Origin of the sequence: Streptomyces sp. NBC_01092 (genome assembly GCF_045039535.1) — a bacterium.
GTDB lineage: Bacteria > Actinomycetota > Actinomycetes > Streptomycetales > Streptomycetaceae > Streptomyces.
The window spans coordinates 145,576-159,171 of the sequence record NZ_CP108659.1; the positions used below are offsets into that span (position 1 = coordinate 145,576).

Annotated in this window: 1 protein-coding gene (only partly in view); it reads right to left on the bottom strand. The window is 69.6% G+C overall.

Annotated features, from left to right (window positions below; translation table 11 throughout):
* On the bottom strand, positions 1–13,596 hold the 3' portion of the coding sequence (locus OG254_RS00780; RefSeq protein ID WP_405576346.1) for a toxin glutamine deamidase domain-containing protein. The gene runs 20,682 nt beyond the window's last position; only the last 13,596 of its 34,278 coding nucleotides appear in the window; the start codon falls outside the window, past its right edge; it ends in the stop codon at positions 1–3.

Genomic DNA, 13,596 nt, shown 5'->3' on the forward strand with positions numbered 1-13,596 from the left:
TCAGGGGGGCGGGGTGGTTGTGGTGTCCGGGTGTGGGTCGTTGAGGGTTTGTCCGGGGCCTACGCCGTGGGCGTGTTCGTCGGGGAAGCGGCCGTCTACCGCGGCGTGGGTGCGTAGTTCGTCCTCGGTCAGCGGCGGCAGGGTGCGGTAGCGGCCCCAGTCGTCCTGGTAGTCGAGGAGACCGCCGGTGTGCAGGAACTGCTCGTCGGCCAGGGCGGCGCCCCTCATCACCTCGTGGAACGTGTGGTGTCCGGGTGTGCCGACGGGGAGCATGGTGGCCAGCATCAGCAGCCGCATCTTTTGCCAGTCCACCGGAAGCTGCAAGCGGTGGACCACCCAGAAGCTGAAGTATGTGGTTTTGGAGGTTCCGGCGAATACCAGTCCACCGGTGGCGTCGGCGTTGCGGTGGACGGCATTGGACAGCCGGATCCCGCGGGTCTTCGAGCCGGGCCACCACTTCAGCCGGCCATCATCGCCGACCGAGAGCCTGCGCTCGGCGTCACTGAGCGGGGGCACGACCTCCCCCGGTGACAGGTCTGTCAGCTCCCCGGGCGTGTTGTGGAGCGTATTGCGGTGCTCATCCGCCCATTCCTCCTTGAGTACACCCCACTTCGGCTTGCCGAACAGGTCACTCAGGACACGGTTGACATCTGCATTGCGGAGCATGTTCATCCGCTCACGCAGGTTGCCGGAGTCCACCACCCGCTGCAGGTCGGCCGGGTCGGTGCCCACCGCGCCGGCGGACCACGCCAGGTCGCTGCCCATGAGCGCCCGCTGCCCGGGATCGGCCCTGTCCCACACGGCCTTGAGGATCCGGCCAGCCAACTCGTTCAGCTCAGGCAGGCCGGCCAGATACCGGCCCAGACTCAGCTCGTACGCCAGCGACGCATCACGCAAACGGATCCGACGCTCCACCTCAAGGACAGGATCCTCAACCCCCGGCGACCCCTGTGCACCGGAAGGAGCAAACCGGCGGTCGGCGACAGACACGGTGAGATCACGCGGGCCGGAGGCCTCGGCGGTGCGGGCCTCGCCGGAGTGTGACGGGCCTGCACCGGAGCCCCTGTGCTGAGGGTTCGCCTCGCTGGACGCAGGCGAGTTATCCCTTCCCCCACGTAGTCCGGAGCGGTTCGGGTCGGAAGCACCAGTCGCAGGAGATGCCGGGTCAGTCACGGCCGAGCCAGAGCTGACGGATAGCGTCTCGTCCTTGATGAGCTCGTGTTGTGGGGTTTCACCGATCCCCGCGGTGCCGCCCGAAGGGGCCGCGGTCAGGCTGCGCAAAATCTGGCCGGCCGGGCCTTCGCCGGCTTCCGCCCGGACAGCTTCGGGCTGCTCCTGCACGGCTGCGGATGCAGTGACCGTCCGGGACGGTAGCGCCCATGCGCGCTCAGCCTCATCGTCCGTCGGCGGCTCCTGACTCGTCCGGTCCTCGTGTCCCGTATGCGGCCCCATACCGCCCTGACCGTCGGTGAGCGTGGCCGGTGTTACTTGCTGTGTGGGCTGGTCCTGACCGGGCGCGGGTTCGCGGCCGAACGCCGGGTCAGGGTGAGGGTCGGGGTTGGTAAGAGGGTGCGAGGCTGCGGGGGAATCGGTTTTCGCGGGGGTGGGGGCCGGGTCGCCGGCGTGGGTTTCGTGCCCGGCGGCGGGAGATGGCAGTGCCAGGCCGGTGAGGCGTGCCATCAACCCCTCGGCCCGGCTGATCCCGGTTGTTGATGCGAGAATCTCGCGGGCGACCGTGTGTTCCGGGCCCCCGGAAGCGGTCAGCAGCAGCCGTTCGTCTTCCTTCGCGGGTGGTGTCGCGCCGGCCGGGTTCACCTCAGGCGACAAGCCCGCCTCGGACGGCCCCCCATCCTCGTCCGAGTTCAACTCTTCAGGAGAGTCAAACACGTAGGAAGATCCAGCTCCGTCTTCGTCCGGCCCCCGACCGTCCAGAGGCGCGTTCTCGGAACGTTCAGGGACAGGATCGCGCGGTGCGGGCGTGGACTCGTCAGAGGTGTTCGCGCTGTTCTGCCGTGGCGTGCTGCCGGGGTTCTCGGCCTGCCGGGTGGTGTCTGCGCTGGTGTCGGCGGGGGTGTCTGTTCCAGGATCGGGCGATGCCCCGATGGATGCATGGGCATCGCTGGATGCGGTGAAGTCCCGGAAGCCCTGCCACAGGTCCTTCTCAGCACGTGTCCTCGCGACCGGGTTGAGCCCCGGTGCAGGGTCGGGATCCGCGCCGTAGAGGCGCTCCAGCAGCCGGACCATCCGGGGATCTTCGTGGGTGCGGACCCAGCCGGTCCCGTTGTTCCGTGCCCTGCCGGTGTACGGGTCGTGGCCGTGGTTCGCGCCCAGGTACGCGGTGCTGGTCTGCGCGAAGAACTCCTCGGCGCTGAGCGAGGAGTAGTTGCCGGTCTCTGCTCCCTCGGTGCCCCGGCGGGGCCCATCCGCCCATCCGGTGTCCGGACCCGCCGCCAGCTTGTCCTCGAACTTCTCGCGCACGAGCTCGCGGTCCTGCTCGCTCAGCCCGAAGTACCAGACCAGGTGAGCCAGCTCGTGCGTCACGCTGGAGTAGCCGTCCGGGTAGAACGCAGACTCCCCGTCGACGTCGACCTTTGCCCTCTCGCCGAGCAGATTCTCCTCCGCGACCAGAACGAGCCGGGCATCCGGGTCGGTCACCCCACGCACCCCGCGCACCGGCCGCCCGTCCTGGGTCCGCAGCAGCCCGGCGTGGGCGGCATCCGTCAGGCCCGGCACCTCGCTGACCGGGACGGTGCGCGGAACGACCACGACCCGCACACCACTGCCCCGCACCCGTACCGCCGTCTCCGGATCCGCCAGTACACCCACCAGCCGACGGGTCAACTCCATCCGGGCAGCCACCGGACGACCCACCTGCTCCGGAACATCGATCAGGGACTGGGCAAGGCCCGTGACGGGAGAGGCAGGCAACGGCACATACCAGTCCACCCCCAGCCCATCCGGCGCCACCTCAGGCGGAACACCCACCCGCCTTGCGGGAGGAGCACCGCGGCGGAAGGACCACGGGGAAGGTGGGCGGGAACCGGAGGAGAAGCCGGGGTGTGATCCGGAGTCCGCTCGCTGCCACCCGCCGTGACCACCAAGATCCCCGGGGCCCATCAGGGGAGACCGTGCGGGCTCACCGGTCCGTTGCGTAAGCCCACGCCCCGCAACCGGCAACTCAAACCCGAACAACGACCCCGACGAGAACGACGGCGGACCAGCCTCCGGACCCACCGAACCCGGCCGCCGCAACCCACCGAACTCGCCCGTGTTCGTGCCCGCCGGTACCGACGCTGATCCGGCAGACAACCCTTGCAGATAAGAACCCCACTGATGGTCGGTGGGTGGGCCGGTCAGCGCACGCTCTGTTTCCGCGGCGCGAACCCTGGCCAGATTCCTCACATCCTCTACCGACACCATCACAACCACATGCCCCGCCCTCCTGGTAACGACGTAACGCCGACCCCTGGCCACCCCCTCCCCCACCTCGGACAGGTGATTCGTGGCGTAGCTAGCCGGGATCGAGTCGGTCCGGGTCCCGCCGTTGAGATGGGCCCGGTAGTCGGCCTCGCTGACCACTCCCAGGCCCTTCTCCCCCATGAAGGTGATGACGACAAGTTCCCGGTCCTCCACAACCCGCCGCGTCACCGCAGCGTCGAAGCTCGCCTGCGCTGCCGACGCGGTGATCACCCAGAGCCCCAGCTGCTCGTCGTACTCCCCCGGTGCAGGCAGCACGGTCCGCCGCCGGGCGGCCGGATGCCTATCCTCCAACTCCTCAACCGAAATCACACCCATCACCGAATTGCCGCGGTCGGTGACGGCGTGTCGCTTCCCACGAGCAGACCGATATGTGGCAAGCCCACCACGAAGTTGTCCCATGGTGATCTCGGTCGCCGGGCCGGGCTCCAGATCCGGCAGCGGCACCAGCGCCATCACCGGCTCACCGTAACGGGTGAGAACTACACGAGCCCCGCCCTTCACCTGGCTCACCAGATCAAGCAACTCCATTCTCGCCCTACCTGTCGTGGCCTCGTAGAACCGGTCTGCCGCCGCGGCCGGTCCCCCAACGGGCACAGGACCCACCCCGGCAACCACTCCACCAGCAGCCGGCCCGGACAACTCCGGCAACCCAACAGGCGAAGAGAAAGAACCACGCCGACCGACACCACCCGACCCCGACGCCCCCACACCCGGCCCCCCGACCGGAATGTCTCCAAAAGGCCCGGCAGGCTGCGCTCCAGAACCAACACCCCGATGCGGGACAAGCGTCGTGGACCGACCCGACCACCCCTCCGTGCCGGACGGGAACCAGCCAACGTCCCCCCAGTCCCCCCTCAGGAAAAGCGGCCCGGCAGCGTCCCACTCACCACCAGCGCCGTCGGAACCCGACCCGCCCCGGGCCACGGGACCGGAAAAGAACGGCGACGCCACCCTCGACACCCGCATGTCACTACCACCAGGCACAACACCCGCCGCCCCGCCACCCCCTTCCGCGGCGCGAATCGTGGCCAGATCCGCCTCCGACACCACCACCACACGCCCCGCCGGCCGGGAAACGACGTAACGCCGACCTTCAGCCATCTGATTCCGCACTATGCCCGGGTCATTCATGACCGCGCGAGTTGAGATCGGCTCGGGCCGCCGGGGCCTGTGGGGGAGATGGGCCTGGTAGGCGGCCTCGCTGACCATCACCAGGGACACACTGTTCCAGGCGGTGATGGCGACAGGCTCCCCCCCCTCCACAACCCTGCGCACCACCACATCGTCAAAGTCCACCAGCCGCACTTCCGAAGCGGTGATCTTCCAGGCCCCCAGCTGAGCGTCGTACACCATCCCTGCAGGCCGCACGGTCCGCACACGACCCGCCCCGGTAACCCCTCCACCAGCAGCCGGCCCGGACAACTCCGGCAACGGCGACGCCACCCTCGACACCCGCATGTCACTACCACCAGGCACAACACCCGCCGCCCCGCCACCCCCTTCCGCGGCGCGAATCGTGGCCAGATCCGCCTCCGACACCACCACCACACGCCCCGCCGGCCGGGAAACGACGTAACGCCGACCTTCAGCCATCTGATTCCGCACTATGCCCGGGTCATTCATGACCTCGTGAGTTGAGATCGGCTCGGGCCGCCGGGGCCTGTGGGGGAGATGGGCCTGGTAGGCGGCCTCGCTGACCATCACCAGGGACACACTGTTCCAGGCGGTGATGGCGACAGGTTCCCCCCCCTCCACAACCCTGCGCACCACCACATCGTCAAAGTCCACCAGCCGCAGTTCCGAAGCGGTGATCTTCCAGGCCCCCAGCTGGGCGTCGTACACCCCCGGTGCAGGCAGCACGGTCCGCTGCCGGGCGGCCGGATGCCCAGCCTCCAACTCCTCAACCGAAATCACACCCATCACCGAATTGCCGCGGTCGGTGACGGTGAGTCGCTCCCCACGAGCAACCCGATGTGTGGCAAGCCCACGACGAAGTTGGTATTTGCTGATCTCGTCCGTGCGGGCGGGCCCCAGATCCGACAGCGGCACCAGCACCATCACCGGCTCACCGCCACGGGTGAGAACTACACGAGCCCCGCCCTTCACCTGGTTCACCACATAACTCAAATCATCAATTGCCCTACCTGTCGTGGCCTCGTAGAACCGGTCTGCCGCCGCGGCCGGTCCCCCAACGGGCACAGGACCCGCCCCGGCAACCACTCCGCCAGCAGCCGACCCCGACACCTCCCGCGGCCCAAAAGACGAGGAGAAAGCACCACGCCGACCGACACCACCCGGCCCCGACACCCCCACAGCCGACGACGCAGACCGGGACAACAGCCCCGGCGAACCTCCAGGCACCGGCCTGCCCCCGGTCATCCCCCCCGAGAACGACGGACCAGCCCCCGGACCCGCCGAACCCGGCCGCCGCAACCCACCGAACCTGCCCGTGCTCGTGCCCGCCGGAACCGACACTGATCCGGCAGACAACCCTTGCAGATAAGAATCCCACTCACTCCGCGCATACCCAGATGTCAAATCCGCTTGGTCAAACCGAACAGCGGGCGACCCCGTAGCGGCAAGGCCGGACATGAGGTCTATGCCAGGATCCGCAGGAGCCATCTCCTCCGGGCCCGGCGTAGCCACACCTGTGGACGCCCCCACACCCGGCGTGCCAGGCCGCGTGACCGGCCCGCCCGGCGTAGCCACCCGACCACCAGGGAACGGCGACGCCGCCCGCGACCCCAGCCGACCCGACCACCCCTCCATGCCGGACGGGAAGGAGGTGGACGGACCTGCCACCGGACCCGCCGAACCCGGCCACCCGGACCCACCGAACCCGACCGTGCTCGTGTCCGCCGGTACCGACCAGGGAGAGAAAAACCCTCCGCCCCGATCCCCGTACGCGTCCCGCGACACCGCCGGAAACTCCTGGGACGAAGCTCGATAAGACGAACCGGAATACGACGGAAGCCCCTCCACAAATGCACGCATCGCCGCCATCTCCTCCGGGCCCGGCGTAGCCACACCTGTGGACGCCCCCACACCCGGCGTGCCAGGCCGCGTGACCGGCCCGCCCGGCGTAGCCACCCGACCACCAGGGAACGGCGACGCCGCCCGCGACCCCGGCCGACCCGACCACCCCTCCATGCCGACCGGGAACCAGCCAACGTCCCCCCAGTCCCCCGTCCTCCCCTGCCATGGCTCCATGCCGTAGCGGTGGTCGGTGGGTGGGTCGGTCAGCGCCCGCGCCGTCGAATCCGCCGCCGACGCCCAGGGCAGGGCATCGGGCACCACACGCCCACCGGGGTCGACCACCACCGCCCGCGCATGAAGCACATCCCCCTCCGGCGGCGCATCACGGCCCACCCGCTCACCCGCCGGCGCCTGCAGCTCAACCCACACCACACCCTCACCGGTGAAATGGTGAACCGCAAAGGCATGCCCCACCCCCCGGGAACGCTGGACCAGCACGAGCGCGGTCGCCCCAGGCCCGGCCTCCCGTACGGCGTCGGCGAGCCGCTCCCAGGAGGTCACCGGGCCCCAGTGCGCGCCCGGGGCAAGCATGTCCTCGGCGCGGCCGCTCCCCTCCACCACGTCGTCCACCGCCCGGGCCGGCCGGATCCCGCTGGGCGCCGTGGGGCGAACCGCGGGGCCAAACGCCTCACTCCGGTGCAACTCCTTCCCCAACCCTGCCAGCAGCACCAGGCAGTCCCGCGGGGACACCCCCCGCCCTGCGGCCTCCCCGGCCCGCAGGACCGGGCCAGCAGCCTGCGAGGCGGGGGCCGCACCCGACGCAGACGAGGAAGCGGCCCGCACCCGCCGCACCACACCATCGACCAGCCGCTCCAGACCAGCCACGTCCCGCGGAAGAACCGGCCGGACACCGCCAGCGTTACCCGCCGCCACCTCGCTCGCATTCGCCCCGCCGGGCAAGGCGTCCGGCTCGGCCGCCCCGGCCCGGCCGGTTTCGGCGGGGATCAGATAGTGCGTGATCGCGCCGGCCACGGGATAGTCCGGCAGGTTCGCGCCGCTACGGAAATCTCCGGGACGCAGCACCACCGCCCGCCCCTGGGCACTCGGGTCGATCCTGGCGAGGTCGTAGGCCGTGCCCGACGGGAAGGCCACCAGCACATCTCCGCGGCGGACGTCGGTGGGCTCGCTCAGCTCGGTGAACAGGTACGGCTGCTCCGCAAGACGGTTCAGCGCCTCGAACGTCTCCTCCAGTGACAGGAGCGTCCCGGAATCGTGGCCCGCGGGCCGCAGCACGAGCCAGGTGCTGCTGTTGAGCCGGGCCTCGCGCATCTCCCGCACGGAGACCAAGCCCCCGGCCAGGTCCCGGGCGAGCGCCTCCTGGCGCGGTGTGCCGGGAGAGACCGGCACCCAGGACCGATAGGGGGGAGGGGCAGGATACCGGGGGGGCGGGCCGAGGCGGGCCGGCGGCGGAGCCTCTTCCGCTCGGTGACGATCACCGCTTCCCTCGTCCGGGCCCTGCCAAAGGTCGGCGGGAGGGGAGGGCCACGGGGTCTCGGGGCCTGCATGCTCGGCATGATCCTGCCCGGGGGTCTCACCGGTCGCAGCGGTGCCGGGCTGTGCGGCGAGGTCCGCTGGATGGGTCTGAGCGTGCAGGGTAGCCGGGGTGGTGGGGGTATCTGGGGTGGTAGGGGCGACGGGAGGGTGACCCGAACCGGCCGGGGTGGGCGGGGGCGGGGTAGCGGAACGGACCTCATTGCGGTCCTCGGACCGCAAGGCTTCAGGGGTGTACCGGACCCACCTGGCGATGGACCGACCTTGGGGATCCATCAAGGGAAAACCGCCCCAGTCCATGTCCTGCCTGTACGCGGTCGTGCTGCCGGACGCGGCGCTCCAGTCAATCTGTCCGGTAGTCGCGATCACCTCGACCTTCGCCAAGTCGTCCAGCACCCGGCCGAAGCGCCTGCCCGGGACTCTCCGCTGGAAGACGAGCCCGTCCACGGCCAGTCGTATCTTCTGTTCCTCCCGCCACCCGCTCGCGCGCAGGACGTCCAGCAGCGCCCGAGGTCCGACCGCCAGCTCCCGCCCGTCCTGAAGCTGGAGCAGCACCTCGTCACGGTCCCCGCGGCCGACCACCAGGAACTCACCTCGTGCCCGGAACTCATCTCGGGCGGCGACCCCCCGCCACGGCTCCTTCGTGTCGTTGCTGCTGCCCGGGGGCAGCAGGGACACACCGCCCGGGAAGACGTTCCGGGTGATGTCGGCGAGGGAGACGCCCGCCGCCGCGAGGTCGTCAACCGGCACGCGCTCGACCGGGACCAGCGCCCCATAACCGTTGGTGGCGAACCGTGCCGCGCCTCCACGGCCCTCAAACCTCAGCCAGACCGAGGGCTGCCCGCTGCGCTCCCCGACCGTCGCAGAGGCCTCCTCGACAAACACGGACCGGACCCCCGCGGCGGCGATCGTGTAGACGTCGACGTTCAGGGCACGGGCCAGCCTGTCCGCGAAAGTCTGGTGCACGGCGGCCTGGTCGGCGTTGAACACCGGTGCAGGGTAGGCGACACGGCCGAGTCTGTCCTCGAAGAACCTGGTGACGAGCTGGATGTCAGTGCCCTCGCGCCACCCGAGCAGGCTGCCGATACGGCGGTCGTCGGAGCTCCCCCGGAGGGCGACGGCCAGGTCTTCCGGCATGATGCGGCGCGATCGTTCGTGTGAACTGGTCAGCGCCAGCCAGCCATCGTGTTTCTGGACGAGTTCCAGCCGCAGCATGCCGTCGTACCGGGGGTATGTGTACAGGTCGCCCAATGACCACAGATTATCCAGGCCAAGGCCCCGGATGACTGTGAGGTCGGTGAGGCCGCCGGTATCACGAGTGAAGGCCGACACCACGTCCCCGGACACCGTCGTCAGCAGTACCCCGCCGCTGTTCCCCAGGAGCGGCGGAGACGGATCCTCACCGCCGCCGGTCAGGATCGCTCGGCCCGGTGCACTCTCGCGGTTAGGCCATATGACCTTGAAGAACGACTGTCCTGCGTGGTGCTCTACCGTGATCCGTGCTCCGGGCTCATAGGCGTACACCTCCACCATGCCGGCCCGGCCGTTGCCCTCCGGTCCCTGGAAGAACGGCATCTCGTCGCGCGCGGCGGAGAGGTCCCTGCGGAACTGGCTGACCCACTCGTCGAACCGGGCGTATTGCGGCCCCGGGTCCGGCGTGTTGCACAGCAGCACTACCGGCCCGCCCGTCCAGGTATGCGCGAGCCGCGGTGCCATACCGGCGTCCAGTCCCTCCGGCGTTTCGGCGGGACGCATCAGGCTCACGATCTCAGCGGGGACGGCATCGCCGCGCAAAGAGCCCTCCGCCACCGGGATGCCGCTCCGTTCGTCGACATGCAACCCCACGATGACCGAGGTGTTTTTCCGCCTTTGGGCGAGCTCGGCGACCGCCTGGACGGGCCACGAGGAGGGGTGCACCACGATGGCACGGTTCAGGGGGGCGTGGTGGGGGAGGTCGGAGGGCTCGATGAGCCGTCCGAACGGGCTGGTCACATACTCCGGTGTGCTGTCGGCGGGCTCACGGGGCGGCGTGAAGCGCCGCCAGGACGGGCTATCGCCCTGCTCGCCTCTGATCGCCACATCCTGGATGTGCCCGGGCAGCGAGCCTTGTTCGACGGACGGCGGACTGTGCACATCGGTGTCCAGGCGCTCGGCCAACTGGCGCAGCAGGTCGTCATCAGCGTCGGCGGGCGCCCCGCTGTCCTGTGCCGCGTCTGCCTGGTTCGACCAGATCAGTTGCACTGGCTGACCCTCGCGCCACCCATGGGCACGGATCCAGAAGGCAAGTTCGTCCACTGTCACCGGTGACGGGTTCAGCGCGGACAGGCGGAAGTCACCGGCACCGAACCGTAGCGGCCTGGCGAGGAACAGGTTCTCGGGCCGGCCCACGGGACGGCCGACTCCAGTGAGCGGCCGCAGCATCCCGCTGCCCGAGATGTCCTCGAACGGCATAGTCGCGATCACACCACCGGGTATCCGCAGCGTTCCCGCATACTCCACGGGAGAGTCCACACCGGAGGTATAGCGGTAGCCGTCGAGAAGCAGCGGCGCCCACTCGACCATCGTCCTTCCGTCTTCTTGCGTGCTTCGCACGCCTATCCACACTCGGGATCGCAGCTCGGTGGCCATGTCGAAGATCCATGCCCGCGCCGCGTACGTATGGGCGTCGCTGCGGCTGTCGATGGCAAATGCCCACCGGTCACCCCTACCCCGGCGGCGGAGGTGCCAGGCGGCCTCGAGGAACTGGGCGGGCGTGACCGCAGCGACCTGACCCTGGATCGTGGTGAATCCCGGTCTTCCAGCCTCATCCACCCCCAGAACCGTAGGAGTTATTCCCGCCGCGAGGTGGGCGTCTATCCATGCGGAGGCTACCGGCGTGGGGGTCGAGACGATGCCATTGCCTGGCTGCAGGATCACGTCGGTGGTCAGCCACTCGCCGTCGCGGTCCGTCAGGGGGTGGCTTCCGTCCAGGACCGCGCGCCCGTTAGCCAGCGTCTGCACGTCGGCCGGAACGCCCCCGCCCGGCGAGTAGCGAAGCCAGGTGGCGGGGGAACGCCCCCCCTGCGCGCCGTGTGAGGCGACCACATCCCGGATGCGCGTATCGTTCAGGCTCCCCATTCCGCCTCCCGGTACCAGCACCGGCAGGCGAAGGCGGTCCGACAGCTCCTGGACATGAGCGTAGAAGGCATCCCGAGACGTCTCCGGTACGTCCCCACCGACGATGAGCAGTTGGACAACCTCGTTGCCCCCCGGCCTGGATCCCTCGATCTCCTCATGGAGGTCGTCGATCTCCTCTTGGAGGTCGCGCGGATCTTGGACCACCCGCCCGCTGTCGGCCAAGGTGCGCGACAGCCTGCCGTTCGACAAGGCGGAGACTTGGAGAAGAGCCCGTACCGGCTGAGCGACCAGATCCGCCGTGCCTGGCGGCCTCCACCACACCACCGGGATCGGATCCCCGGCGAACATCAGGTACTGCATCGTCATGTGGTCACCCTGCGGGAGATCCGACTCCCGCCCCGCCACGGGATCGCCTACCCGCGTCCATCGCGCGGCGGCACCGCCGGGACGAAGGGCTTGGACCCTGCCGTTCCTGACGGTCGAGAGCGCACCCTCCTCGGGGACGAACACGGGCAGTCCCAGCGCGCGGGCCAACGACTCGGCCGAAGCGCGGTCCACCCGTATCGCCGCCGCGCCCTCCTCCGCCACCACATGCAGCTGGACGGCGTGGAGAACACCCGGCCTTCCCGCGACGGCCTCCTCGAGCGCCGAGCGGATCACACCGGGGTCCGGCGGCACCAGGCCGCCCTCCCACAGCGGCATCCGCAGCGCACCGTTCCGGTCAGCGGTGAGCTCCAGTACAGCCCAGCCGTTCCCAGACCGGAGGGCCCCGGAGATCTCACCCCGGTCCTCGCCCCGCCTGAGGAACGCCACCCCCGCGCGCCGGACGACAGGCGCCGCCGCGTGCCTCCTCTGAAGACGCCCCAGACTGTCGGTCGAGTACGGGGTGGCCGAACCGCCCGGCGGCAGGTGCTCGGACCAGCTTGGAGGCGCGGCCATGCTGATGGCCGCAACCCGCCGGTGTTCGACGGTCACAATACCGTCCACAAAGATCCACACCGATTTCCCGGTGCGCTGGGCCACCGCCGCCGCAAGCGCTTCGGCGATCTGCCTCTCGGTCACATCCAGTATGACGAGCTGGATCGCGCGCGCGTTGGTGTACTGGCTCGCCGCGGGGAGCCTCTCGGCCAGCGCGGAGGCGACATCGTCGACATCGCCCAGGTCGCCGGACAGTCCCGGGACGACGACCTGAAGCAGACCGGGGACGGGCAGCAACGATTGGTAGTCCCCGTCCGCCAGCAGGCTCCTGTCCCCGGTCAGCAACTCCTCGGTCACCGACTCCCCGGTCACCAACACGCCCGCGGGCAAGTCACGCACTACGAGGGCGGCCGAAGCCGACGCCCTTCCTCCCGCCGAGGATTCCCCGGGTGAGGAGAACAGCGGCCGCGTCTCCGGTGTGCTGTCGGCGGGCTCACGGGGCGGCGTGAAGCGCCGCCAGGACGGGCTATCGCCCTGCTCGCCTCTGATCGCCACATCCTGGATGTGCCCGGGCAGCGAGCCTTGTTCGACGGACGGCGGACTGTGCACATCGGTGTCCAGGCGCTCGGCCAACTGGCGCAGCAGGTCGTCATCAGCGTCGGCGGGCGCCCCGCTGTCCTGTGCCGCGTCTGCCTGGTTCGACCAGATCAGTTGCACTGGCTGACCCTCGCGCCACCCATGGGCACGGATCCAGAAGGCAAGTTCGTCCACTGTCACCGGTGACGGGTTCAGCGCGGACAGGCGGAAGTCACCGGCACCGAACCGTAGCGGCCTGGCGAGGAACAGGTTCTCGGGCCGGCCCACGGGACGGCCGACTCCAGTGAGCGGCCGCAGCATCCCGCTGCCCGAGATGTCCTCGAACGGCATAGTCGCGATCACACCACCGGGTATCCGCAGCGTTCCCGCATACTCCACGGGAGAGTCCACACCGGAGGTATAGCGGTAGCCGTCGAGAAGCAGCGGGCACACTAGCACCCTCTCTACGTCTTCTTGCGTGCTTTTCACGTCCATACGCACTGGGGATCGCAGCTCGGTGGCCATGTCGAAGATCCATGCCCGCGCCGCGTACGTATGGGCGTCGCTGCGGCTGTCGATGGCAAATGCCCACCGGTCACCCCTACCCCGGCGGCGGAGGTGCCAGGCGGCCTCGAGGAACTGGGCGGGCGTGACCGCAGCGACCTGACCCTGGATCGTGGTGAATCCCGGTCTTCCAGCCTCATCCACCCCCAGAACCGTAGGAGTTATTCCCGCCGCGAGGAGGACGTCTATCGATGCGGAACCTACCGGCATGGGGGTCGAGACGATGTCATCGCCTGGCTGCAGGATCACGTCGGTGGTCAGCCACCTGCCGTCGCGGTCCGTCAGGGGGTGGCTTCCGTCCAGCACCGCGCGCCCGTTAGCCAGCGTCTGCACGTCGGCCGGAACGCCCCCGCCCGGCGAGTAGCGAAGCCAGGAGTCGGCGACCAGATCCAAGGTGTGCTCATCGTGCCGGCT